The sequence below is a fragment of the Sphaerisporangium melleum genome (assembly GCF_014646695.1).
GTDB lineage: Bacteria > Actinomycetota > Actinomycetes > Streptosporangiales > Streptosporangiaceae > Sphaerisporangium > Sphaerisporangium melleum.
On record NZ_BMNT01000018.1, the window covers coordinates 25,856 to 50,855 of the forward strand.

At 71.3% G+C, this 25,000-nt stretch carries 13 protein-coding genes; 10 read left to right on the forward strand and 3 right to left on the reverse strand.

All coding sequences use genetic code 11. The features are described 5' to 3' along the window. Positions 1-2 precede the first annotated feature (2 nt). From mads6 to mads8, 3 genes are read left to right on the forward strand one after another with little or no spacing between them, the layout of a single operon-like run. A complete protein-coding gene (mads6, locus tag IEY93_RS17170; protein ID WP_189164084.1) occupies positions 3-4,058 on the forward strand; it encodes a methylation-associated defense system protein kinase MAD6 in 4,056 nt (1,351 codons plus the stop codon). Next, positions 4,055-5,647, forward strand: a complete 1,593-nt coding sequence (gene mads7 / locus IEY93_RS17175; RefSeq protein WP_189164085.1) for a methylation-associated defense system protein MAD7 — start codon at positions 4,055-4,057, stop codon at positions 5,645-5,647. The genes mads6 and mads7 overlap by 4 nt, the downstream gene beginning before the upstream one ends. A gap of 10 nt (positions 5,648-5,657) precedes the next feature. Continuing rightward, the gene (gene mads8 / locus IEY93_RS17180) at positions 5,658-11,033 is read left to right on the forward strand and encodes a methylation-associated defense system ATP-binding protein MAD8 (RefSeq protein WP_189164086.1); all 5,376 of its coding nucleotides are present in this window, start codon (positions 5,658-5,660) and stop codon (positions 11,031-11,033) included. Positions 11,034-11,121: 88 nt separating this feature from the next. Here mads8 and IEY93_RS17185 read toward each other — a convergent pair whose 3' ends face one another. The 3 genes from IEY93_RS17185 to IEY93_RS17195 form a co-directional block, all read right to left on the reverse strand. Next, positions 11,122-12,606, reverse strand: coding sequence for a sensor histidine kinase (locus IEY93_RS17185; protein ID WP_189164087.1), 1,485 nt, complete (start codon positions 12,604-12,606; stop codon positions 11,122-11,124). A 288-nt stretch (positions 12,607-12,894) separates the two neighbouring features. Continuing rightward, positions 12,895-14,454, reverse strand: coding sequence for a sensor histidine kinase (locus IEY93_RS17190; protein WP_189164088.1), 1,560 nt, complete (start codon positions 14,452-14,454; stop codon positions 12,895-12,897). 388 nt (positions 14,455-14,842) lie between these two features. After that, a complete protein-coding gene (locus IEY93_RS17195; protein WP_189164089.1) occupies positions 14,843-16,711 on the reverse strand; it encodes a flavin monoamine oxidase family protein in 1,869 nt (622 codons plus the stop codon). 604 nt (positions 16,712-17,315) lie between these two features. On the opposite strand from IEY93_RS17195, the gene IEY93_RS17200 reads away from it, so the two are divergent. From IEY93_RS17200 to IEY93_RS17230, 7 genes are all read left to right on the forward strand, one after another. Continuing rightward, positions 17,316-18,074: an ABC transporter ATP-binding protein gene (locus IEY93_RS17200; protein WP_189164090.1), complete on the forward strand. Its 759-nt coding sequence runs from the start codon at positions 17,316-17,318 to the stop codon at positions 18,072-18,074. Continuing rightward, positions 18,061-18,777: an ABC transporter ATP-binding protein gene (locus IEY93_RS17205; RefSeq protein ID WP_203968629.1), complete on the forward strand. Its 717-nt coding sequence runs from the start codon at positions 18,061-18,063 to the stop codon at positions 18,775-18,777. Before IEY93_RS17200 ends, IEY93_RS17205 begins: the two co-directional genes overlap by 14 nt. A 102-nt stretch (positions 18,778-18,879) precedes the next feature. Then, complete coding sequence (locus IEY93_RS17210; protein ID WP_189164091.1) at positions 18,880-20,124, forward strand: ABC transporter substrate-binding protein; 1,245 nt, start codon at positions 18,880-18,882, stop codon at positions 20,122-20,124. A 63-nt stretch (positions 20,125-20,187) separates the two neighbouring features. After that, positions 20,188-21,051 (forward strand): branched-chain amino acid ABC transporter permease, encoded by an 864-nt coding sequence (locus IEY93_RS17215; protein ID WP_189164092.1) that lies wholly within the window; start codon positions 20,188-20,190, stop codon positions 21,049-21,051. Beyond that, the gene (locus IEY93_RS17220) at positions 21,048-22,061 is read left to right on the forward strand and encodes a branched-chain amino acid ABC transporter permease (protein ID WP_203968630.1); all 1,014 of its coding nucleotides are present in this window, start codon (positions 21,048-21,050) and stop codon (positions 22,059-22,061) included. Before IEY93_RS17215 ends, IEY93_RS17220 begins: the two co-directional genes overlap by 4 nt. A 72-nt stretch (positions 22,062-22,133) precedes the next feature. After that, positions 22,134-22,919 (forward strand): 3-hydroxybutyrate dehydrogenase, encoded by a 786-nt coding sequence (locus IEY93_RS17225; RefSeq protein WP_189164093.1) that lies wholly within the window; start codon positions 22,134-22,136, stop codon positions 22,917-22,919. 161 nt (positions 22,920-23,080) lie between these two features. Then, positions 23,081-24,985, forward strand: a complete 1,905-nt coding sequence (locus tag IEY93_RS17230; RefSeq protein ID WP_189164094.1) for a helix-turn-helix domain-containing protein — start codon at positions 23,081-23,083, stop codon at positions 24,983-24,985. Positions 24,986-25,000: the final 15 nt, after the last annotated feature.

Here is a 25,000-nt window from a genome sequence, read left to right on the forward strand (position 1 = left end):
CCATGGCCCAGCTCGTCGGTGGCGGCCCCCCGGTCAACGACGCGGAGCGCAAGGTGATCGCGCATCTACGCGATCACGCTCCCGACGACTGGCGGGTGCTGCACAACATCGAGATCCCGGTGCACGGGAGCAAGTACGAGGTCGACCTCGTCGTGGTGACTGGCCACTCGGTATGCCTGATCGACGTGAAGGGCACGCGGGGGCGCATCAAGGTCGCCGGCCGCAGGTGGTATACGGAGCGCCGGGCGCCGTTCGGGTCCCCGGTGGCCAAGCTGCGTGGCCACGCCCGTGCCCTCAAGGGGAAACTCGCCGAGGCGCGGCCCGCGCTGAGCCGTGTCTACGTGGACGCGCTCGTGGTCCTCACCGCCGACGACGCCCGGCTGATCGACCCTGACGACCGGCCGGAGGCGGAGGCCAACGACGTCACGACCCTCTCGCGCCTCATCGAGACGCTGAGTGACGTCTCCCGGGTCCGGACCGGTCTGGCGCGGGACGTGACGCCGTACCGGCGGGACATCATAGAGGCGCTCGACGGCGCCGTGCGCGAGCCGGCGGGGCCGCTGCGGTTCGGCAACTGGGTCGTGCGAGAGCGGCTCGGGGGCACCGACGAGGTCACCGAGTACCGCGCGGTCAACGCCACCGTGGCGTCCTCTGAGACGGTGCTGCTCCGGGTCTACCAGGCCGACCCCTTCCAGCCGGAGGAACTGCGAGCCGCCGAACGCGTCGCGATCGCCAACGCCTACGAGGTGCTGACGAAGATGCCGCCGAGCGAGTACATCGTCGGCCGCCGTGACTTCTTCCCCGAAGAGGACGAGAGCCGGTTCGTGCTGGTGCTGGACGACGTGCGCGGGCAGGCGCTCCACCTGCGGCTGAACGACCCCCGGCAGCCGCTCACCGCCGACGCCAAACTGGGAGTGATCCGCGACATCCTGCGCGGCCTCGCGCACGCCCACCGGTTCAGGGTGATCCACCGGGCGCTGACCCCGGCGGCCGTCCTGGTCACCGGGGGAGGACGCGCCCTCCTGACCGGCTTCGACTACGCCCGGCCGGAAGACCCGCGCTCCCACACGGTCGTGCACCGGCTCGCCGAGGCGCTCGACCCCGCCTACGTGGCACCCGAATGCCAGACGCGGGCCCAGGCGATGAGCCGCGCCTCCGACGTGTACGCCGCCGGGGTGATCGCCTTCCAGCTCCTCACCGGCGAGTTGCCGTTCGCCACCTCCGCGGACCAGTTCGAGAAGGGCAGCGTCCTGCCGGAGCACGTGATGACGGCCGCCGGCGTGCCGGAGGAGATCATCGAGCTGCTCCGGCGGTTGTGCGCGCTCGCCCCCTCCGCCCGTCCGGAGGCGGCCGAGGCGCTGCGGATGCTGCAGAAGGCGATGGGCGGCGACGGCGGGCGTGGCGGCGGCTCCGCGTCGCCGGCGAGCGGTGAGGAAGGGCCGGACTACAAGCACCTTCCCGAGGGATATCCGCTCACCCGGGCGCACACCGTGCGGCGCAAGCTGGGGTCGGGCACGTTCGGCGTGGTCTACCAGGTGTACGACCACCTGGCCTCCACCGACCGGGTCGTCAAGCTCGTGCTCAAGGACCGCGAATCACTCACCGAGCGGCTCAAGCAGGAGTACCAGGTGCTGCGCGGCCTGTCCCATCCCAACGTGGTGAAGGTGGAGCACGCCGACTACCTGCCCAACACCGACATCCCCTACCTGGTGTTCGAGTACGTGGACGGCCAAGACGTCCACGACCTGATCAAAGGCAGGCCGCTCGGCCCGGCCGACGCGGTCAAGCTCGGCCGCGACGTCGCGGAAGGCCTGGTCTACCTGCACGCCAACGGGATCTACCACTGCGACATCAAGCCGAGGAACCTGCTGCGGACCGACACCGGCTGCAAGATCATCGACTTCAACGTCTCGGTCACCGCCGACTCCAGCCTGTCCCGGGCGGGCGGGACCGGCAAGTACGCGCCCCCGGACACCGGTGTGGGGCCGCCCACGGTGGCCGACCTGGCCGACCGCGACGTGTACGGGCTGGGCCTGACCATCTACGAGCTGGTCACCGGGCAGTGGCCCTTCCGCTCGCCGCAGCGCGCCTTCGGCGAGCAGCCGATCGACCCCACCTCGCTCACGGGTCTCGGTGACCTGTCCGACGCCCTGGTCGCGACGCTGATGAAGGCCATCGCGCCGCTCCGGGGCGATCGATACGCGAGCGCCGCCGAACTACTCGCGGCGCTGACGGCGATCGGCGACCAGGTGCACCGGCCACGGCTGGCGCTCCCACCCGAGCCGTCGCCCAGGGGCGAGGCGGCCGGCGGCAACCCGTTCGTGGCCCATCTCCAGACCCTGTACAGCCAGAGCACGATCAGCAACGCGGGCACCCGCGGTCACGACCCGTTCAAGCTCTACGTGCCGACGGCGCTCGACGAGCGCCTGATCCCGGACGTGGTCAACGGGCGGCACACCCTGGTCGTGATCACCGGCAACGCGGGAGACGGCAAGACCGCGTTCCTAGAGCACTTGATCTCCCGCGAGAAGAGGCGCGGAGCCGTGGCCGGCGAGCCGAGGGACAACGGGGCGGACGTCCGGCTGCCCGGCGGCAGGTGGCTGCGCACCAACCACGACGGCAGCCAGGACGAGGGCGACAAGGCCAACGACGACGTCCTGCTCGAATTCTTCGCGCCGTACGCCGGGACCGTTCCCGCCGCGGACACGGGGGAGACGCGGCTCATCGCGATCAACGAGGGCCGCCTCATCGACTTCCTCGCCACCCACGAGGAGCGGTTCCCCTGGCTGGCCGCGACGATCCGTGCCGGACTGAGCGGCGAGCCGGCGGCGGACGGCGTGGCGGTGGTCAACCTCAACCGGCGCAGCGTGGTCGCCGGTGACGATGAGTCCATCTTCGACCGCGTCCTCGGCCGCATGACCCATGAGGGCTTCTGGGAGGCGTGTGACTCCTGCGAGCTGGTGAAGATCTGCTACGCCCCGCACAACGCGCGGACCTTCGCCCACCCCAGCGCCGGCCCGAAGGTGACCGCGAGGCTGAGGGACCTCTACACGCTGGCGCACCTCCGCGGCCACCTGCACATGACGCTGCGCGATCTGCGCTCGGGCCTGGCCTTCATGCTCACCTCCGGGCGCGGCTGCGAGCAGATCCGCGAGCTGTACCGCGAGGGCGACGCCCGGGCCATCCTGGACGGCTTCTACTTCAACAGCTGGGCGGGTGCCGCCGGCACCAAGGACCGGCTGCTGGCCTTCTTACGCGAGGTGGACGTCGCGGCCGTACCCGACCCGGCCCTGGACCGGCAGATCGACTACGTCGGGCCGGACGCCGGGCAGGCGGTGATGACCGTCGACCAGCGCGGAGCCTACGACGTCCACCTGCTGGACGAGCTGTTCACCCGGCTTCCCCGCAGCGCCGCTCCATCATCTCAGCAGGTGCGGGAACATCGCGGGTACGTCGCCTCCGCACGGCGGCGGTTCTACTTCGAATGCGTCGACGACCGGCGTGCGCGGCGGCTGCTGCCGTACCGGTCGGCCCATCGGTTCCTCGAGGCGCTGAACCACCCGGAACGGGTCACCGAGCACCTGCCCGAGATCATCGGCGCGATCAACCGGGGGGAGGGTCTTCCCGACCCGGGCGGGCTGGGAGACGTGCTGGCCCTGCAGATCCGCCAGGTCCCCGGCGGCGGCATCCGCAGTTATCGCCTTTTCCCCGCCGAGACCCTGTCGCTGGCGACCACGCCGGACAGGTCGTCCCCCTACCTTGAGGAACACCCCGAAGCACTGGTCCTGGGATACCACGGCGAAGCGGGACATCGGGCGAGATTGCGCATCCGGCTCGACCTCTACGAGTTGCTCTTCCGGCTGCGAGAAGGCCATCTGCCCGGAGTCGCCGAGCGCCAGGGGCTCTACCTCGCCTTGACGATCTTCAAGAACGAGCTGTCCGCGGCGCCGTACCAGGAGGTGCTGCTCACCATGGGCGGCCGGGACCTGTACCGCATCCATCGCGCGCCGAGCGGGCGACTGCGGATGCGGTCCCTCACCGAGGAAGGTGAACGGTGACCCTGCACAAAGGTGACCGGGAATTCCGGCATCCCGGTGTGACCCATGTCGACTACAAGCAGGTGGAGATGGACCGGGTGCTCACCGCGTTCCTCCCGCGGCTGTGGTGGGGAGGATCGCCGAGCGTGCTGGCGAGATCTGCCGACCTGTCGGTCGACGACTTCGTCGACACCGTGCTCGAGTATCCCGCGCTGTTCGACGGGTTCGACCGGGACGTCACCCGCCGGTGGATGGAGACCCACCTGCTGGATCTCGTCAACCGCGGCAAGCCCGGTCAGATGGTCGCCGGTCTGCGGCCGCTGCACGGGTTCACCTACCGGTTCCGCAACTCCCGCCGTTCACGCCCCGCCGGGGTGGACGAGCAGCTGTACGCGATGATCCAGCACGCGTCCGGCGGGCGGGGGAGCCAGGCGCTCCAGTACCTGAAGACCTTCTTCTTCGCGGGGGTGGACCCCAGCACCGAGGCTCCCGAGCTCGGTAGCGAGATCGACGTGGAGACCCAGGCGCTCATCAACCTGTCCGAGGCCGTCCGGAGGGACATCACCGATCGGGCCGCGGCCGTCAAGGACCGCAGGTCCTACCCGCCGCTGTATCCTGACGCCTCCGATCTGCTGGTGGAGGACGTCGTCCGGTTGCTCTTCCACCAGCACCTGATCCCCCGATCGGTGCTGGTCGACTACCTGAAGATCCTTTTCGCCTTCCATCTGGCGCTCTACCATCTGCGCGTCATGAAGGTGCTTCCCGCGATGCTGAAGGGAGAGCAGCCGAAAGCGGAGGGAGGCTTCTTCCTCGACGTCGAGGGAATCCCCGGCACGCCGGCCGCCCGGCTCGCCGAACGCTGCGCGTCCGTCTGGTATGGACGCATCCCGGAGTTCGTCCGCGCCACCTTCGCGGTGAAGAAGCTCGACGACTTCGCGCAGCACCTGGTGCGGTTGAACAAGCTGCACAAGCCGCCGAACGGTGCCTTCAAGGTGGCGGAACTGGTGACGCTGCTCGGCTCCGCCTATTCGCGTGAGCGCGAGCAGTTCGCCGGGGCCCGGCTGATCCGCGTTCTGGAGAGTTCCCGCGACTCCGGCGACCCCGGTGACGAGCCGGACACCACGATCGCCCGGATACTGGAACTGGGGCTGGACCAGTTCAGCACCTACATCGACGTCATCACGGCCTTCAGGGTCGGCTTCCACCGCCAGTACATCACCGAATGCCTCGACTCGCTGCTCCTGAAGAACCGCCCCGGCGCGATGATCGCCCAGCCACGTCAAGGCGAAAGGCGTTTCATTCTGGACAGCCGCCTGCTGGAGGTGCTGTTGCAGATCGCGCTGCTTCGCCCGGGCGGCTCGCAAGGTTTCCACACCGGCCCCCTTCGCGTCGACCGGTTCCTGGCCATCCTGCGCGAGCGCTACGGGCTCCACATCGACGCGCTGCCCGCGGGGGACGGCTTCACCCGAGCGGGCATCACCGACCAGGGCGCGCTCAGGGAGAACACGCGGGCCTTCACGGCACGCCTTCGCGAGATCGGTTTCTACTCGGACATGTCGGATGCCTATCTCACGCAGACCATCACGCCACGTTATGTCGTACCGGCCTGACAGGACCCCGATGAGCACAGGACTTCGCGAACTACTCGATCAGGACCTCGACGAGGCGCTCGAACGGGTGCTCACCCCCCGGCTGTCCACTTTCCTGGACGCTCGTGAACCGGGACACTGCGCCCGGATCATCGACATCGGCGCGGCTCTCGCCGAACGGCTCTGCCGCAGACTGCGCACGGCCGTGCGCAACGACGCCCAGGTCCACGTCCTCGGCGGCCCGCCCGAGGTGTCTGCGGACGTGGCGATCAGCAGCACGAAGCTGATCGAACTGCGCAACCCGGACGGCGGACGCCAGCGACCGCCTCTGCTCGTCTTCGTTCCTCCCGGCACCCGGGCCAGCGCCGAGGACTCCTTCGACGTGGCCACCTTCGAAGAGATCGTGCTGGGCGACGTCTACTCCGCCCTGGTCGGGCGGTTGCTCGCCGAGCTTCCCGAAGCGCTGCGCCGCGGCGCGACGGACCTGTTCGATGTGCTGAACGAGGAGCGCTGGGCGTACGGCGATTCCGCGGCACGAGCTCGATACCTGCTCGCCGTGCAGCTCAACGACTTCGACCCGCACGCCGCCGGGGCCGCCGTGTTCGAGCTCGGAATGGTGCCCGACTTCGACCTCTTCGCCGAGCCGGCGCGGATCCGCACCCGCGCGGCGCGCAACCTGCAACAGATGCGGGTCCTGTCCAGGGCGGAGGTCCCGGAGCGGCAACGCGTCGTCGAGCTCCATCTGGCCGACCCGGCGTTCCGCGCCCGTCTCGCCGCCTTCGTGGTCCAGACCGGCCTGGAGAGTCCCAGAACCTGGACGCGCCGGATCGTGGTCGACCGCGCCAACTGGAAGCTCGCCTTCCAGCACTGGCCGCTGCGCGAGGAACGCCCGGCCGAGACGCTGCGCATCACCGTCGGCGACCTCGACCTGCCCCGCGCCGGCGACCGGCCAGAGCATGCCGGGAACCCGACCCTGGCCAACATCGCCGGGCAGATGTTCCTCCCCACCGGGAAACAGGGGCCGTCGCAGCTTCCGGTCACCTTCGAGGTCACGCCCGACCCCCGCCGAATCGCCGGCCTGACCAAGTTCACCGTCCAACTCCTCTCCGAGGAGGCCGGTCCCACCGGCGTGGCCGTCACTGTGCGCGTCGGCAAGACCGCGAAAACGACGTTCAAGACGGCCATCAAGAAGCTGCGCGGCGCCGATCTGGAGCAGGGGTGGCACTACATCCGCGTGCTTCCGCAGGACGACGAGGGCATCCCCCTCCCGGTGGAGCTCGCGCGAGAGGGCGGGGGCGATCTCAACGAGAGCGACCGTTTTCTGGTCGTCACCGACGACGACATCGACGAACCGCCGCCTCAGCAGCGGGTGAACAAGGAGATCGGCCTCACCCACGCCCTCCGGCGTCTGCAGTTCGCGGCTCTTGCGGAGGGGCGCGATTGGCGGGAGGTAGCGTGCCGCTCGGCCGGCTGGAAAGCCGCCCACGGCTCCTCCAGCCACGTCGTCCACGCGGCGTTCGGAGGGCACGCGCAGATCGAGATCCCCCTCGCGCCCATGCTCGCCGAGCTGGAGCGGCGGATCCTCACAGAAGCCGATCAGGTCGGACGCCTACGGATGCCGGTCCACGCCGACCAAGCCGGCGCCGCCACACGAGAAGAGCCCGCATGGCCCGGCGACGGAGGCGAGGCCGCCGAAGCGTTCATCGAAGCGCGCCGGGCGGTCTTCGCCGCGATCAGGGGCACCGACGCGATGGTGGTGGAGGGCCGCGATCTCATCGAGATCCGGCATCTGGTTCAGCACTACGCGGAGACCTACGGCGAACTGCTCAGCCGGCAGCTTCGCCGTGCCGAACGCGCCGGCGACGATCACGCGGCCGGGCTACTCCGTGATCTCACCGAAATGCTGCAGGTGGACTGCGTCACGGTGGACCACACCGACGCACGCGGCACGGTGAGCGAGCTGACCCTCGTGGCACCGACCCATCCGCTTCGCCTGCTCTGGCTCGTCACCTGGGCCGAGCTCGGTCACCAGTGGCTCGCCGACGCCACCGGCAACGAATCCGCGGTCATCGCGGCCGCGGGGCGGACGCTCGCCGGGATGACTCCGCTCGGCTTCCCCCTGGTCGTGCCGCGCCCCGGCGGCCGGCTGGCCGTGGCCGGTGCTGATCTCAATCCGTACTGGGGTGTCTGCCTGCCCACCGACATAGAAGACCCGCAAGGGGTGCTCGGAGCGCTGGCCGCCGCGCTTCGCCTGCCCGAACGGTGGACGAGTGACCGGGCGATCTCCGGGAAGCGGCTCGCCGACCGGGTCGAGCGCTATCTGCGCCTGCACCCTTACGTCTCCACATTGGTGATCGCCGTGGTCAATGCCGGGCGGGCCGAGCAGGTCGCGGACATGCTGGTGGAACTCCAGCGCCGCAAGGGGTTCAAGGAGATGACCTACGACGTCCGGCTCTTCGCCAGAGACCCGGAGGACCCCGGAAACGGGGACGCGCTCGCCCGGCTACTCAGGGGGGAGTGGAGTTCGGCCACGGACGCCGAGCCGTTCCACACACGCACCGCGGCCGGGATCACGCCGAAGCTTTCGGTGGCCGTGCGGCCGCTGGCGGAGTTCCGCTCCGCCAGCGGCGAACACTCCGCCCACATCACGCTTCTCCTCGACGCGTTCAGCGGCGAGCGGTTCGACGCCGCTCCCGCCGAGCGCCATGGGCCGGCGCACGTCCACGGACTCCAACAGGGCATGGTCGTCAGCTACGTCGAGGATGAGGATCTCATCGCCTGGCACAAACAGCCCCACCACGGGCCTGCCCTGCCGATCACCGGCGCCGAAGAGCTGACCGATCTGCTCACCTCCTTGCCACCGATCCTCTCCGCCGCCGCCTCGGCCGTGACCACAGGGCAGGTGGGCACCCGGCTCGCGCCGAGGATCACGCTCAGTCTCGACGTGGACGACGGCACGTTGCTCCATCAGGCGCACCGTTCCAGCGACTGGGTGATCACGGCGGACCGGACGCTGGGGGTGGAGTATTTCGACAGCCCGGACAGCGAGCGGCGGCCGGACTACATCATCGACTTCGACACCGACGGTTCCGACGGTCTGGGCCACCACGTGGTGATCAGTTCGCGATCCGCCGACGAGCTGCGATCTCTGCTGTCCCCGGTCATCGCGCAGCACGGATTCGCCATCGACCCCCGGCACACGGCCACCTTCTTCGACCAATTGCGCCTGTTGTCCGGGCGCCTGGCGTTCAAACTCGCCTCCGCGGTGCCCACACAACGAACCGAGGTCCTGGGCCTGGCGCTCGCCCGTCTGTACCTCGACTATCAGGGGGCGCTGGCCGACCAGATCCTGGTCCCGCTCGACGCGCACCTGGAGCTGTACCGCGAGGCGCGCAAACGCGCCGACGAGGTGGGCGAGGCCGTTGGCCTGCAACGCACGGATCTGGCGCTGTTCAGCCTGAACGCCCGGCGGCGGACGATCACCTGCCGGTTGGTCGAGGTCAAGTGCTACAGCTCTCTGGGTGGACTATCGGCCCACGAAGAGCTGAAGAACCGCATGACGGTCCAGCTCGACCAGAGCGCCAAGGTGCTGGCGGACCACTTCGACCCGCATCGCCGCAGCCCCGACCGCCCCGATCGAGTGGTGCGGAACGCCGAGTTCGCCGCCTTGCTGCGCTTCTACCTCGGCAGAGCCGTCCGCTACCGGACGATGAAAGCGGACGCCGCCACTGAGGCCGAATGGCTGCTGACGCAACTCGACCGCGGTTACCGGCTGGAATTCACCCGTACGGGGCTCATCTTCGATCTCGCCGGCAAAGGCGCCTCCAGCGAATGCGAGGGAGGGATCGAGTTCCACCGCGTCGGCCGCGACCTCGCCGAAGAACTGATCGAAGCCATCCCCACCGATGCGGTCCTGGCCGCGGACGGGACCGCAGCGAGCCCGACCTCGGAGTCCCTTGAACGGCTCGATCTCACTCTTCCCCGGCTCTCCGGCGCCGCCTTCCGGGCGCCGGCCCGCGCACACGAAGTGCCCGCGACGGAGGCCTTCGGCGACACCCCGGACGACGGTTCCGAGGAGCAGGGACCTGAGGAAAAAGAGGCGTCCTCCCTACCTCCGGCCGAGATCGGAGATCTTCCCGAAACCTACTCAGATGCCGAGAAACCGCCGTTCACCGCCGAACCGGTCAGACCCGCTTCCGCCGGTTCGAGCCCGCCTCCCGACGTCTATCTTGGGTCGGCTGGTCCCTCTCCGCAGTACGGAGTTCTCGGCGAGGTGGCAGGGCGGAAGGTCGCACTCGACCTCAACGAGACGCACACGATCAGCCTCTTCGGCGTACAGGGCGGAGGAAAGAGCTACACACTAGGCACGATCATCGAGGCCGCGTCACTGGCGATGCCGGCCAGCGGCGAACTGTCGCACCCGCTCGCCACCATCGTCTTCCACTACAGCCCCACGCTGGACTACGCGCCGGAGTTCACCAGCATGGTGCTGCCCAACGATGATGCCGGCCAGATCGAGGCGCTGCGAGACCGCTACGGCGCCGACCCGGCCGCGCTGACCGATGTGGTGATGCTGGTCCCCGAAGACCATCTGGAGCAGCGGCGCGTGGAGTATCCCGCGATCGATGTCGTCCCGCTGAAGTTCGGCTCCGCCGAGCTGCGCGCCGAGCACTGGCGCTTTCTCATGGGCGCCATCGGTAATCAGTCCACCTACATCCGCCAGCTCCAGCGCATCATGAAGGCCAACCGTAAGGATCTGCGGCTCGAGGTCATCCGGGACGGCGTGGAGCGGTCGTCGCTCTCCGACAACCTCAAGCAGCTCGCCCTCGAACGGCTGAACCTGGCCGCCGAGTACATCGACGACACCGCGCGGGTGAAGGATCTCGTCCGGCCAGGACGGATGATCATCGTCGATCTGAGAGACGAGTACATCGAGAAGGACGAGGCGCTCGGTCTCTTCGTGGTCCTCATGCAACTGTTCGCCGAGGCCCGGAGCGATGGCGAGCGGTTCAACAAGCTCGTCGTCTTCGACGAGGCTCACAAGTACATCGAAAGCCCCGATCTGGTGGCGGGGCTCGTCGAGAGCGTCCGCGAGATGCGGCACAAGGGGATGAGCGTCCTGGTTGCGAGCCAGGACCCTCCGTCGGTCCCGATCTCGTTGATCGAGCTGTCCAACCATGTGATCCTGCACAAGTTCACCTCGCCCGCATGGCTCAAGCATCTGCAGAAGGCGAACGCGTCACTGGCCGAACTCACCTCAGCCCGGATGGCGGCACTCACGCCGGGTGAGGCTTATGTCTGGTCCAGCAAGGCGACGGACGCCGCCTTCACCCGTGGTGCCGTCAAGGTTCGGCTGCGTCCCAGGGCCACCCGCCACGGCGGCGGCACCAAGACCGCGCTCGGCTGAATGGCCGGTGGGCGACAAGGTCCGAACCCGGAACGCCGCGCTTCGCCGGTTGACTGCTCCGCCCAGTCCGCCGGCCTTCGGCGGGCCGTCAGTGGGCGGCGAAGGCGGGGGCCATTGGCCGGTGGGTGGTGGCGGGGGCGCAGGGGGAGGCGCCGGGTGGGCGGTGGTAGAGGGGGAGGCGGACGGTGAAGCGGGCGCCGCCGGTGTCGGCGGCGCCCGCCTCGATGCTGCCGCCGTGGGCGCGCACGATGTCACGGACGATCGCCAGGCCCAGGCCGCTGCCGCCGCTGTCGCGGCAGCGGGAGGCGTCCAGCCGGGTGAAGCGCTCGAAGATGCGCTCGCGGTCGGCCTCGGCGATGCCGTCGCCGTCGTCGCTGACCAGCAGTTCCGCGTAGCGGCCGTTGTGGCGCACTTCGACCTGGACGCCGCGCGCGGCGTGCCGCTGGGCGTTGTTGAGCAGGTTGGTGAGGACGCGGGTGATCTGGGTGCCGACGCCCATGACCACCGTTCCCCGGGCGAGCCTGAGCTCGACGGGGACCCGGTCGGTGGCGGTCCGCCGGCCGACCTCCATGCGGACCGTCTCGGCCAGGTCCACCTCGCACACCTCCAGCGGGGTGTCCCCGCCGATCTTGGCGAGGAGCAGCAGGTCGGCCATGATGTCCTGCAGCCGGTCGACGTCGCTCAGCGTGCGGTCCAGCAGCGCGGGCAGGTCGGTGTCGGCCGGGTGCAGCCTGGCCTCCTCGAGCTGGGCGCGCAACCCCGCGACCGGGGTGCGCAGCTCGTGGGAGGCGTCCGAGGCGAACTGCCGCTGGGCGGCGAGCGCCCGCTCCATGCGGCCCTTGGCGTTCTCCAGGCGCTCCAGCGTGCCGTTGATCGTGCGGGCCAGCCGGGCGATCTCGTCGTCGCCCTGCGGTTCGGGAACGCGGCTGCTCAGGTCGTTGACGTTGGTCGCGGCCAGTTCGGCGCGGATCGCCTCGACCGGTCGCAGGGTCCGTCCGGTGATCTTCCAGGCGGCCCACGCGGCCAGTGCGATCAGCGCCAGGACCTGGACGGCGAACAGGGCGTCGAACACCCCGGTCTTGATCCCCGGGTGGACCGGGCCGCCCGCGTAGATCACGTTCGAGCCGGCCGCGGGAGTGACCCGCACGGCCGAAAGACGCACACAGCCCAGCGGGGCCCGGCAGACCTGCAGGTCACGCTGCGGGTCGGCGGCCGTCGGCCGGACGGTGGACAGCGCCGGCAGGCCGGCCGCGTCGGGGGAGGCGGCGCGGACCCGCCCGTCCGGGCCGACGACCTGGATCACGTTGACCATCGGCACACTGCTGGTCACCACCGGGTCGGTCAGCCGCCCGGCCCGGTCGGCGGCGGCCATCAGGTCGGCCGCCCGCCGGGCGTCCAGCCATCCGGCGTCGGCCAGTTCCTGGCGCGTGACCATGCCCGCCAGCACCCCCGAGGGGATCAGCAGGAGCATCGAGAGCAGGGCGACCAGGGCCGTGACCCGGCCGCGTATGGAGCGCGGAGCCCAGTGAAACGCGCGGAGGCTGCGCGGGTGCCGGAACAAGGACGATCTCATGGGTACGCGACTCCTCCTCACGGTGATCACAAGGCTGATCACGGTGCCAGCGGGGGGTGCGCCGATCTGGGCGGAGATCCGGGGAGGGGGCGAAGGGGGCGAATGTGCGCCGTGCCCGTGGCGGTCCGCCGAGCGTCCGGGGACGGCGGATGCGGTGTACGAAGGTGGATCCCGGTTCTCGTTAACCATATCAGAAGTCTCAAGAGAGTACAAATCGGACAAAACTCTGTGGCGGGCAGCGTCAGCGGCGGGTCAAAACGCCATCTGTGCCGGCGCAAGGGGCCCGTCTCATGCCTCCTCCTCGGGCGCTCCCGCACAGTCGCACCGGGACAGTGGCAGACGGACCACGAAGCGCGCCCCGCCATCCGGGGAGGCGTCCACGACGATCTCGCCGCCGTGACCGCGCACCACTCCATCGGCGATGGCCAGGCCGAGCCCCGTGCCGCCCTTGTCCCGGCTGCGCGCGGCGTCCAGCCGGGTGAACCGCTGGAAGATGCGCTCGCGATCCGCCACCGCGATGCCCTCCCCGTCGTCGTCCACGACCAGCTCGGCGGACCGCTCCGCCCGGCGCACCGTCACGGTCACCGCCGTACGGGCGTGCCGCACCGCGTTGTCCAGGAGGTTGACCAGAACGCGGTCGAGCTGCGTGCGCACGGCGTGCACCCGCACGCCCGGAGTCAGCAGCAGGTCCAGGCGTGGCGCGCCCGATGGCCGCCGCGCGGTCTCGGCGCGCACCAGCTCGGCCAGGTCGACGCAGGCGCGCGGCGGGCAGGTGGCGGCGCCCACCCGATCCAGCAGCAGCAGGTCGAGGATGATCGACTGCAGCCGGTCGAGGTCTCTGAGCGAGCGGTCCAGCAACTCCCGCAGGTCGGTGTCGTCCGGATGAAGCTGAGCCTCTTCGAGCTGGGCGCGCAGGCCGGCGACGGGAGTGCGCAGTTCGTGTGAGGCGTCGGCGGCGAACCGGCGCTGGTGCTCCAGCGCCTGCTCCGTGCGCGCCTGGGCGCGCTCCAGGCGCGAGAGCGTGCCGTTGATGGTGTGCGCCAGGCGGCTGATCTCGTCCTCGCCGGCCGGTTCGGGCACCCGGGTGCTCAGGTCGTTCACGTTGATCGCGGCCAGTTCGGCGCGGATGGCGTCGACCGGCCGCAGCGTCCGTCCGGTGACCTTCCAGGTCATCGCGGCGGCCAGCAGGATCAGGCACACCCCCTGGATGACGAAGATGGAGTCGATGATCCCGGCGGCCCCGGGCGCCGGGACCTGGCCGCCCGCGTAGACCACCGGGGAGCCGGGGGCCGGCGAGATCCGCAGCGCGGTCAGGCTCACGCAGCCCAGGTGGTGGTCGGCGCAGGTGTGCACGTCCCGCTGCGGATCGTGCGTGGAGGGCCATACGTCGGTCAACGGCGGCAGCCCCTCGGCCATGGGGGAGGCGGCGAGCACGCTGCGGTCCGGCGCGACGATCTGGATGAGTGTGACACCGGGCACCTCTGGCCTTATGGGGCGGCTCAGGCGGCCGAGGCGGTAGGCGTCCGCGACGAGTGCCGACGCCTCCCGGGCGGTGGGCCAGATGGAGCCGCGTACCGAGTGGTGGGCGACCAGGCCCGCGAGCACACCGGAGGGGATGAGCAGGAGTGTGGCGACGAGGGTGACCAGAGCCGTGACCCGGCCGCGGATGGATCGCGGGCGCGGCCACGCGTGCGGCCGGACGCGCGCCGAGATCCGCGACCAGGGACGACGTGAGGAGTCGCGCGGCCGGGGACGACCGGATGAGCAGGTGTCCGGAAAGCGGGCGTCCGCGCGGCGTCCCACTGCGGGTCCACTGCGGGCGTACACCAGGCGGATAGCGCTTTCCATGGTACTGGCCCCCTTCGCCGAAGACTCTTCCACTTGGCCGGATCTGCCGGGACGCTTGAGTCGGGGACACGCGGAGACGGGCGCCGCTCACGGCGCCTCACCAGGGCGTTCGCCCTCGGCCCTCCCGCGTCCGTGTCCGTCGCCACGGGCGACGCGGGTTTCCGAGTTATCTGGAAGCACTCAAATTAGCACCACGCTCGTGCTTTGTAAGGTCGTCTGCTCGGGTTTTGGAGAATATGCTCCTTTCGCGGCTTGTGAATTGCCATATCCCGGCTCCCGATTGACGTCGGCTTGACTTTCCGTGATTTCCGTCATGCGCGGGGTGTGGACCGCGCGCGGCTCCGGCGGGCCCGGAAGGGGGACGGGCCCGCCGGAGCCGGCGCGCCGCTCAGGCGTTGACCTCCAGGGCGGCGCGGACGGCGGACTCCAGCGAGCCCTCGATCCAGGCGTGCTTGAGCGAGGTGTGCTCACCGGCGAAGTGCAACGGCCCCTCGGGCACCGGGATCGCCGGGTGGATCTCGGTCATCTGCCCGGGCAGGAAGACCGCGGCCTCGCCGAAGGCGTACCGGTTGCGCAGCCAGCTCTGGGTCCGGCCGTGGCCGGTGTAGAACTCGGCGACGCGGTCGCCGTGCACCTCCCGCAGGCCGCGCAGGGCGTAGGCGTACCGCTCGTCGTCGTCCATCGAGTCCCAGCGGGCGGCGTCGTCGGCCCAGACGTAGCTGGCCAGCACCACGCCGCCCTGGCTGCCCGGCACCGGGTGGGAGGGGTAGTAGGTGAACCGGTTGGCGTTGTCGGCCACCGAGCCGCCCCCGGTCACGTGGGTGACCGGCCCCGGCCGGTAGCGCGGGCCCAGCTCGCGCCGCCAGTCGTCCTCGTCGAACTCCCACCAGCGCCTGCGGAACTCCAGCAGCACCTTGGTCGCCGAGTCGTAGTGCAACTCCATGATCGCCCGCCGCTTGGCGTACGACGGCGCCGGGGTGATCTCGACGTGCCGCAGCGCGGGGAAGGGGATGGTGACGATGGCGACGTCGCCGTGGAAGGTCTCGGCGGTGCGCTGCGGCGCGGAGGAGGACTCGTCGCTCCCCTTCTCGCTGACGGTCTCGACGCGCACGCCGCCGCCGGAGGACGAGATGCGCACGGCCCGGCGGTCCAGGCGGACCTTCTCGCGCAGGCTCGCCGCCAGCCGCTCCGGCAGCAGGTGGCTGCCCCCGGCGAGCTCCCAGTAGGTGGCGGACGGGTTGACCAGGCTCCGGGTCAGGAACGTGTGCATGAACGCCAGCGGCAGCCGCGAGGTGAGGTTCTCCAGCGTGCCGACCGCGTCGATCGCCGCCTCACCCAGCCCGGCGTGCTCGCTCAGGAAGCGGCGCATCGAGTAGCCGTCGAACTCGCGCAGCACCCGCGCCCACCCCTTGACCAGCTCGGGCAGCGGCTTGTCGACGCGGCGGCCACCGCGCACCACCGAGAAGTGGTCGCGGACCGGGTCGAGCGCCTCGTCCAGGATGCGCCCGGCGGTCCTACGGTCGCGCAGGCCGAAGGAGGCGTTGATCCTGCGCGGGTCGGCGGCGTACTGCGCGCGCCGCTGGGAGATGCCGTTGACGTGGATCCAGGTGTGGTCGAGGCGCTCGGGCGGGGTGAAGGCGCCCCTGCCGGGCCCCGAGCGCCACACCCGGCCGCCGCGCGAGGTGTAGACGACCGGGGGGACCGGGCCGCGCGGCACCGCGCCCGGCCGCACGTCGACGTTGTAGAAAGGGCGGCGCGGGATGCCGAGCTTGTCGATCAGCGCGAGGGTGAGCGGGTGGAAGTCGGGGATGCGCATCGCGCCGGCCTCGGCGTACTGGCGCGGGTCGGCGAAGCCGGTCTGGAAGGTCTTGATCCGGCCGCCGACGCGGTTGCCGTTCGCCTCGATCACCGTGACGTGGTGGCCCGCCCGCTCCAGCAGCGCCGCGGCGGCCAGCCCGGCGATGCCCGCCCCGATGACCAGCACCTTCTTGGGCGTACGGGTGCGCGGCAGGCCCTGGTCGATGAGCACCCGCAGGTACTTCAGCTTGAGGTCGGAGCCGTCCTCGCCGACGAGCAGCAGGTCGCGCGCCACGCTCAGGCAGGTGTCCCAGCTCGGCGCGGCGGCGGCAGGGGAGGGCGCCGCGAGCGGGAGTGGAGCCGCGGCGGCCCGGGCGGGCGCCGCGGCGGCGCCCACGAGGGACCCGGCGGCGCCGAGCCCGGCCAGACGGGCGAAGCCGCGGCGGTCGATGGTCGTCATCGGATGTGTGCTCCCTTAAGGAGATCGGAAACGGAGGGTAATGAAATGACCACGAAGAGTTTCCGGTCACGAAGCGCGTCCGTCCGCGCGGCGCGCCCGGCGCGCCGAGCTGGTGCCCCAATCGATCGGCGGCACGGTCGCCCGTGCCGTCCGCATGGCGGTCGTCCGAGGTGAGCGCGGCCACGTCCGCCGCGGCCATGAACGGTGCCCCGCTCATGTCGGCCGCCCCTATGCCGGAGTGCGGGGTCGCGTGCCCCGCCCGGCGGCGGGCGGGTCCTTGAGAGGCGGCGGCGTACGTGCGGCGGCCGGGCAGAGCGGGATCGATGTCCGCGCTGCAAGGGCGCCCGCGCTCGCGAAGCCATGGACGGAGCGCCGAGGTGTGGGGTGCCCGCTGACCTGCGGAACATGTGGTCGGGCTCCGGCCTGTCGCCGGTGATTATGTGCGGCGCCCACATGGAACGGCTCGCGCGGCTCACCTAGTGTCCCCGTCACACCGACTTCGTCCGTTAACGGCTGGGCCATCCGCGGGAAACACCGCGCGTGCCGCCGGCGGAGGCGGTGCGGCCGGATCACACGACCCGATCGAGACGAGGAGGAAGGCCACATGGACGGTCCCGTCCTGCGGGCGCAGGGCCTGGCCAAGGAGTTCCGCGGCTTCCGCGCCGTCGACGGGGTGGACCTGGACGTCGCCGAGGGCAGCGTCCACGCGCTGGTCGGGCCGAACGGCGCGGGCAAGACCACGCTGTTCAACCTGCTGACCGGCTTCCTGAAGCCCAGCGCGGGCCGCATCCTGCTCGGCGACCGCGACCTCACCGGCCGGCGTCCCGAGCAGGTGGCCCGCCTCGGCGTCGCCCGGTCGTTCCAGATCACCAGCCTGTTCCCGCAGCTGACCCCGCGCGAGCACCTGGAGCTGGCCCTGGCGGGTGCGACCCGGCTCACCTGGCGGTTCTGGCGCTCCGACCGCCTGCTCGGCCGGTACGCCGGACGGGCGGCCGAGCTGCTGGACCAGGTCGGCCTGACCGCGCACGCCGCCACCCCGGCCGGCACCCTCGCCTACGGACACAAGCGGGCGCTGGAGCTGGCCCTCGCGCTGGCGCTGGACCCGCGCGTGCTGCTGCTGGACGAGCCCACCGCCGGCATGGGCGCGGAGGACATCGACCGCACCGTGGAACTGGTCAGGAAGGTCCGCGCGGGGCGCACCGTCGTCATGGTCGAGCACAACATGAGCGTGGTGTCCAGCCTGGCCGACCGGGTGACCGTCCTGCAGAGCGGCAAGGTGCTCGTCGAGGGCCCCTACGCCGAGATCCGCCACGACCCGCGCGTCATCAGCGCCTACCTGGGAGACCCTCATGCCGAGGACTGATCTCGCACCGCTGCTGGAGGTGGGCGGCCTGTCCGCCTGGTACGGCGAGGCGCAGGTGCTGCGCGAGGTGTCGCTGCGGGTGGGCGAAGGGGAGATCGTCACCCTCGTCGGCCGCAACGGCGCGGGCAAGACCACCCTGCTGCGCTGCCTGATGGGCCTGCAGGGCCGCTACAGCGGGAGCATCCGCTTCCGCGGGACCGACATCGCCCGCCTGCCGGCGCACCGGCGGGCCCGGCAGGGCCTGGGGTACGTGCCCGACGACCGCGGGGTGTACTCCACGCTCACCGTCGAGGAGAACCTGACGCTGCCACCCCGGGTCGGGCCCGACCCCTGGACGCTGCCGCAGGTCTACCAGACCTTCCCCCGGCTGGCCGAGCGGCGCGCGTTCCCCGGCACCAAGCTGTCCGGCGGCGAGCAGCAGATGCTCGCCCTGGCGCGGGTGCTGCGCATGGGGGCGCGGCTGCTGCTGTGCGACGAGCCGACCGAGGGGCTGTCCCCGCTGATCGTCCGGCAGATCGGCGAGATCCTGCGCGAGGTGAAGCGGCAGGGGACCACCGTCCTGCTGATCGAGCAGAACGTGCACTTCGCCGCCACCGTCGCCGACCGCCACTACCTGCTCGCCGAGGGACGGGTCGTCGAGTCGCTGGACAACGACCAGATGCGCACCCGCGAGCACGAACTGCTGGACCACCTCGGCATCTGACGCCGATCCCCCGAAGCGGAGCGCGGCCGGGGACGCGCCCCTCCTTCGCACCCCCCGGCCGCGCGCAGCGAGGCCCGAACACACATGCAAGGAGACACGTACATGAGAGCTCTGGGCCGAGCGGCCGCCCTGGTGGCGGCGGGTGCCACGATCGCCGGCTGCGCGGGCGGCCCCGGCGGCGGCGGGAGCGGGGAGAAGATCAGCGACGGCAAGGTCGTGCTGGCCGTGCTCAACGACCAGTCGGCGATCTACGCCGACCTGTCGGGCAAGAGCAGCGTCACGGCCGTGCAGATGGCGGTCGACGACTACAAGGCCAGGTACGGCGGCAAGGCGGTCGTGAAGGACATCGAGGTGGTGTCCGCCGACCACCAGAACAAGCCGGAGGTCGCCAACTCCAAGGCGCAGGAGCTCTACGACCGGCAGAAGGCCGACGTGATCCTCGACGTGCCCTCCTCGGCGGCGGCGCTCGCGGTGGCCGGCGTCGCCAAGGGCAAGAAGAAGATCTTCATGGACATCGGCGCCGCCACCACCGAGCTGGAGGGCGCCCAGTGCAACAAGTACACCTTCCACTACGGCTATAACACGTGGATGCTGGCACACGGCACCGGCGCCACGGTGACCGAGGACGGCTCGAAGAACTGGTACATCGTCTACCCGGACTACGCGTTCGGGCAGGACATGCAGAAGAACTTCACCGCGGCGGTCAAGGACGCGGGCGGGACCGTCATCCAGGCCGACCCGGCGCCGTTCCCCAACGACAACTTCTCCACCTTCCTGCTCAAGGCGCCCGGCCTCGACCCCAAGCCGCAGGTGCTCGGCACCATGCAGGCCGGCGGTGACCTGGTCAACCTCGTCAAGCAGTACAACGAGTACAAGCTGCGCGACAAGGGCATCGGCCTGGCCGTCGGGCTGATGTTCATCACCGACATCCACTCCCTGGGCCCGGACGCGCTGGCCGGCACCAAGTTCACCGACGCCTGGTACTGGAACGCCACCCCGGAGAACCGCGCCTGGGCCGACAAGTTCCAGGCCAAGGCCGGCAAGCGGCCGAGCTTCCCCAACGCCGCCAACTACTCGGCCGCCACGCAGTACCTGGAGGCGGTGCAGCGGGCCGGCACCGACGGCGCCGACGCGGTGGTCGGGCAGCTCGAGGGCCACACGTTCGAGGACGTCTTCGCCAAGAACGCCACCATCCGCGCCCAGGACCACCTGCTGACGCACGACGTCTCACTGGCCCAGGTGAAGCCGTCCAGCGAGGTCACCGAGCCCTGGGACTACGAGAAGGTGCTCAAGCCCATCCCGGCGGACAAGGCTTTCCAGCCCGCCAGCCCCGCCTGCAAGCTCTGATCCGCCGCGTGCCCGCCGGCCGGCCGGCGGGCACGCCCGCCCCCTCGTCCCCTGGAGGTCACCGTGCTCCAACAGGCGTTCAACGGCCTGGTGGGAGGCGCCTTCTACGCCCTGCTCGCCCTGGGCCTCGCCGTCATCTTCGGCATGCTGGGCGTGGTCAACTTCGCCCACGGTGCCTTCTACATGCTCGGCGCGTTCGGCTCCTACATCCTGCTCGACCACTTCGGCGTCGGCTTCTGGGCCGCGCTGGTGACCGTGCCGCTCGTGCTCGGCCTGGCCGGCGCCCTGCTGGAACGGCTGTTCGTCCGCAGGCTCGCCCCGCTCGACCCGCTGTACAACTTCCTGTTCACCTTCGGGCTCGCGCTGATCCTGCAGGACCTGGTCAAACGCGAGTACGGCGTGCAGTCGCAGCCCTACCCGCGGCCGGAGGCGCTCGCCGGCACCGTCGACCTCGGGCTGTTCACCTACCCGGCCTACCAGGTGTTCGTCCTGGCCGTCTCGCTGGTGGTCTGCGGGGCGGTGTGGGTCGTGCTCACCCGCACCCGGGTCGGCATGATCGTCCGCGCGGCCACCGAGCGGCCCGAGCTGACCCGCGCGCTCGGCATCGACGTCGGGCGCTGGGTGACGCCGGTCTTCGGCTTCGGCATCGCGCTGGCCGGGCTCGCCGGAGTGCTCGCCGCCCCCATGCGCGCGGTCAACCCGCTGATGGGCGCCGACCTGATCATCACGGTCTTCGCGGTCGTGGTCATCGGCGGCCTCGGCTCCATCTTCGGCTCGGTGGCGGCGGGGTTCGCCATCGGCCTGGTCTCGGCGCTGGGCAACCTCTACGTGCCCGCTCTGTCGCAGACGCTGGTGTTCATCCTGATGGCGGCCGTGCTGCTGTGGCGCCCGGCCGGCCTGTTCGGACGCGAGGAGTCGCCGTCGTGATCGCTTCCCGGCCGGCCGCCCGGCCCCTGCTGCTCGCCACCGGCCTGCTGCTCGCCCTGGCGCTGCCCTGGATGGTGTACCCGCCGGTCGCGCTGGACATCGCCTGCTGGGCGCTGTTCGCCGCGGCGCTGGACCTGCTGCTCGGCTTCACCGGGCTGCTGTCGTTCGGGCATGCGGCCTTCTGGGGGACCTCCGCCTACGTCGCCGGCCTCATCGCGCTGCGCAGCGGCCTGCCCTTCCCGGTCGCGGTGCTCGGCGGCGCGGCGTCCGCAGCCCTGCTCGCGCTGCCCATCGGCTACCTGTCGGTGCGGTTGCGCGGCATCTACTTCGCGATGGTCACCCTGGCCTTCGCGCAGATGGTGTACTTCGTGGTCAACCAGTGGCGCGGCCTGACCGGCGGCGAGAACGGCCTGCAGGGCGTGCCGCGGGAGCTGTTCGGGCTGGACCTGTCGGACTCCTTCCTGTTCTACTACGCGGGCCTGCCCCTGGTGCTGCTCGGCTTCCTCGCCGTCTGGCGCATCGTCCGCTCGCCGTTCGGCAGGGTGCTCGCCTCGATCAGGGACAACCCGGCGCGGGCTCAGGCCCTCGGCTACCCGGTCGACCGCTACCGCCTGCTGGCCTTCGTGCTGTCGGCGGCGCTGTCGGGGCTGGCCGGCGGGCTGTTCGCCGTCGGCCACGGGTTCGCCTCGCTGGAGAACGTCTACTGGACCACCTCCGGCCAGGTCGTGATGATGGTCGTCCTCGGCGGAATCGGCACGCTGTGGGGCGGGGTGCTCGGGGCCGCCCTGGTGGTCCTGCTCAACGACTACCTGGTCACCTCCGGCTTCGAGGGCATCGGCATCGTCACCGGCGCCATCTTCGTGATCATCGTGCTGGTCTTCCGGAGGGGCGTCTGGGGCACGGCCCGCGACCTGGTCCGCCCCCGCTCCGGCGGTGGGCGGCGCGACCGGCCGCCCGGGGAGGCCGACGGCACGCCCGCCCGGCCGCAGGGCGTCGGCTCGCCGGTCTGACCGGCCCGCCACCTATCGTCCGAGGCCGATGGCACGCGCCTCGCACACTCCGTACTCCGAGGAGCATTCGCTGTGGTTTCAACGAGCGTGACCGCCGGGCAGGTAGCCGGGGTGGATCTGAGCGGCCGCCGGGCCGTGGTGACCGGCGGGGCCAGTGGCATCGGCCGGGCCTGCGCCCGGCGACTGGCCGGGGCCGGCGCCCGGGTCCTCATCCTGGACGTCCGTGAGCGCGAGGCGCGCGAGGCCGCCGGCGAGGTCGGCGGGGAGGCGATCACCGCCGACCTGACCGACCTGGCCGCGGTGGACGCGCTCGACTGCGGCGAGGTGGACATCCTGGTGAACAACGCCGGGTTCCAGCACGTCGCCCCGATCGCCGAGTTCCCGCCCGAGACGTTCTCCGCCATCATGAAGATCATGGTGGAGGCGCCGTTCCGCCTGGTCAGAAGGGCCCTGCCCGGCATGTACGCCCGGGGGTGGGGCCGGGTCGTCAACATCTCCTCGGTGCACGGGCTGCGCGCCTCGCCGTACAAGGTCGCCTACGTCACCGCCAAGCACGCCCTGGAGGGCATGTCCAAGGTGATCGCCCTGGAGGGCGCGGAGCACGGGGTGACCTCCAACTGCGTCAACCCCGCCTACGTGCGCACCCCGCTGGTGGAGGAGCAGATCGCCGGCCAGGCGCGCGTCCACGGCCTGGCGCCCGAGGAGGTCGTCGAGCAGGTCATGCTCGCCCCGGCGGCGATCCGGCGCCTGATCGAGCCGGGGGAGGTGGCCGAGGCCGTCGCCTACCTGTGCTCGCCGCAGGCGTCCATGATCACTGGGGCGTCCCTGGCCATCGACGGCGGCTGGACGGCGCACTAGGGACCCGCCCGGCCGCCACATCGGGGGACGAACTATGAAGAACACGTTGACGATTCACGGGCAGGCCACGGCGGTGCGCGTCCCGGCCGTCCGGCACGCGAAGGTTCGCCCGCATGGCCGCTGACCCGGCAGTGCCGCGCGAAAGGGGTTCAATTGGCCCCATGAGCCGCACCGTCTTCCTCGACCTGCTCGCCCGGGAGGCCTCTCCGGTGGAGTTCGAGGCGCCCCTGGTCGAGGCGCGCGCCGCCGGCGCCGCCCCCGAACTGCTCGCCGAGCTCGACCAGGCCAAGCTCGCCGCGCTGCGCGTACGGGCGCTGCTGGAGCACCGGGCCCGCCGCGAGGCCGAGCTGTCGGCGCTGTTCGAGACGGCCGGCGACCTGGCAGGGCTGCGCGACGTCGGCGCGGTGCTGGAGGCCATCGTGCGCCGCGCCCGCAGGCTGCTGCACGCCGACATCTCCTACATGACCCTGCACGACCCCGACCGCGGTGACACCTACATGCGGGTCACCGACGGCTCGGTCTCGGCGGCGTTCCGGGCGCTGCGCCTGCCCATGGGGGCCGGGCTCGGCGGGCTGGTCGCCCAGACCGGCACTCCGTACGCCAGCGCCGACTACTTCTCCGACGGGCGGTTCCGGCACGCGGGCCACATCGACGCCGCCGTCAAGGAGGAGGCGCTGGTCGCCATCCTCGGCGTCCCGATGCGGCTCGGCGCCCAGATCATCGGCGTGCTGTTCGCCGCCAACCGCAGCGCCCGGCCCTTCGCCCAGGAGGAGGTGGCGCTGCTCGCCTCGCTCGCCGCGCACGCCGCCGTCGCCCTGGACAACGCCCGCCTGCTGGAGGAGACCCGCACCGCGCTCGGCGAGCTGAGCGCCGCCAACCGGCTGCTGCAGGCCCGCAGCGCCTCGGTCGAACGGGCCGCCCAGGCCCATGACCGCATGACCGGGCTCGTCGTCCGCGGCGGCGGGGTGGAGGACGTCGCCGCCGTGGTCACCGACATCCTCGGCGGCGCCATCGTCGTGCTCGACTCCGACGGGCGGCGCCTGGCCGAGGTCGGCTCGGCCGGCGACCTGGACGAGACCGAGGTGGGCGCCGCGGCCGCCGCCTCCCGCCGGCTCGCCCGCACCGTCCGGCGCGGCGACCTGTGGGTCACCTCGGTGGCCTCCGGCGCCGAGAACCTCGGCACGCTCGTGCTGCGCGCCCCCGAGGCGGTCTCCGACGCCGACCAGCGCATCCTCGAACGGGCCGCCCTGGTCACCGCGCTGCTGCTGCTGTTCCGCCGCACCGCCGCCGCGGCCGAGGGCAGGGTGCGCGGCGAGCTGCTGGACGACCTGCTCACCGGCCGCGCCGTGCACTCCGACGCCCTGCACGGCCGGGCGAGGCTGCTCGGCGTCGACCTGGACGCCCCGCACGTGCTGGTGGCCGCCCGCCACCGCGAGCAGGAGCCGCTGACGGCGCAGCGCACGGCCTTCTGGGCGTCCTCCGACGCCGCCTCCCGGCACGGGCTGGTCGCCGTCCGCGGCGAGGAGACCATCCTGCTGCTGCCCGGGCTGGACCCCTCGGCCGCCGCCCGGCGCGTCGCCAAGGAGCTCGGCGCCTCGCTCGGCACCGCGGTCACCGCCGGCGGGGCGGGCCCGGTGCGCGGCCCGGCCGCCGTCGCCGGCGCCTACCGCGAGGCCCGGCGCTGCGCCGAGGCGCTGCTCGCCCTCGGCAGGGCAGGAGAGGGCGCCGGCTGCGACGAGCTCGGTTTCGTCGGCCTGCTGATCGGCCGCGACCGCGACGTCGGCGCCTTCCTGGAGACGGCCATCGGGCCGGTGCTGGCCTACGACCGGCGCCGCGGTACCGCCCTGGTCAAGACGCTGGAGACCTATTTCGGCACCGGATCCAGCCTCGCGCGCACCGCCGAACGGCTGCACATCCACGTCAACACCGTCACCCAGCGCCTGGACCGGGTCGGCCGGCTCCTCGGCGACGGCTGGCAGTCCCCCGAGCGTGCCCTGGAGATCCAGCTCGCCCTCCGCCTCCACCGCCTGCGTCCTGTGACCGGCCACGACCTCCAACCGTGGTGACGGCCCTGACCGCCG

Excerpts from the sequence above, each read along its gene's own strand:
- mads6 (WP_189164084.1), top strand. The coding sequence starts at position 3 with ATGGCCCAGCTCGTCGGTGGCGGCCCCCCGGTCAACGACGCGGAGCGC.
- mads8 (WP_189164086.1), top strand. The coding sequence starts at position 5,658 with ATGAGCACAGGACTTCGCGAACTACTCGATCAGGACCTCGACGAGGCG.
- IEY93_RS17185 (WP_189164087.1), bottom strand. The coding sequence starts at position 12,606 with ATGAGATCGTCCTTGTTCCGGCACCCGCGCAGCCTCCGCGCGTTTCAC.
- IEY93_RS17190 (WP_189164088.1), bottom strand. The coding sequence starts at position 14,454 with ATGGAAAGCGCTATCCGCCTGGTGTACGCCCGCAGTGGACCCGCAGTG.
- IEY93_RS17195 (WP_189164089.1), bottom strand. The coding sequence starts at position 16,711 with ATGACGACCATCGACCGCCGCGGCTTCGCCCGTCTGGCCGGGCTCGGC.
- IEY93_RS17200 (WP_189164090.1), top strand. The coding sequence starts at position 17,316 with ATGGACGGTCCCGTCCTGCGGGCGCAGGGCCTGGCCAAGGAGTTCCGC.
- IEY93_RS17205 (WP_203968629.1), top strand. The coding sequence starts at position 18,061 with ATGCCGAGGACTGATCTCGCACCGCTGCTGGAGGTGGGCGGCCTGTCC.
- IEY93_RS17210 (WP_189164091.1), top strand. The coding sequence starts at position 18,880 with ATGAGAGCTCTGGGCCGAGCGGCCGCCCTGGTGGCGGCGGGTGCCACG.
- IEY93_RS17230 (WP_189164094.1), top strand. The coding sequence starts at position 23,081 with ATGAGCCGCACCGTCTTCCTCGACCTGCTCGCCCGGGAGGCCTCTCCG.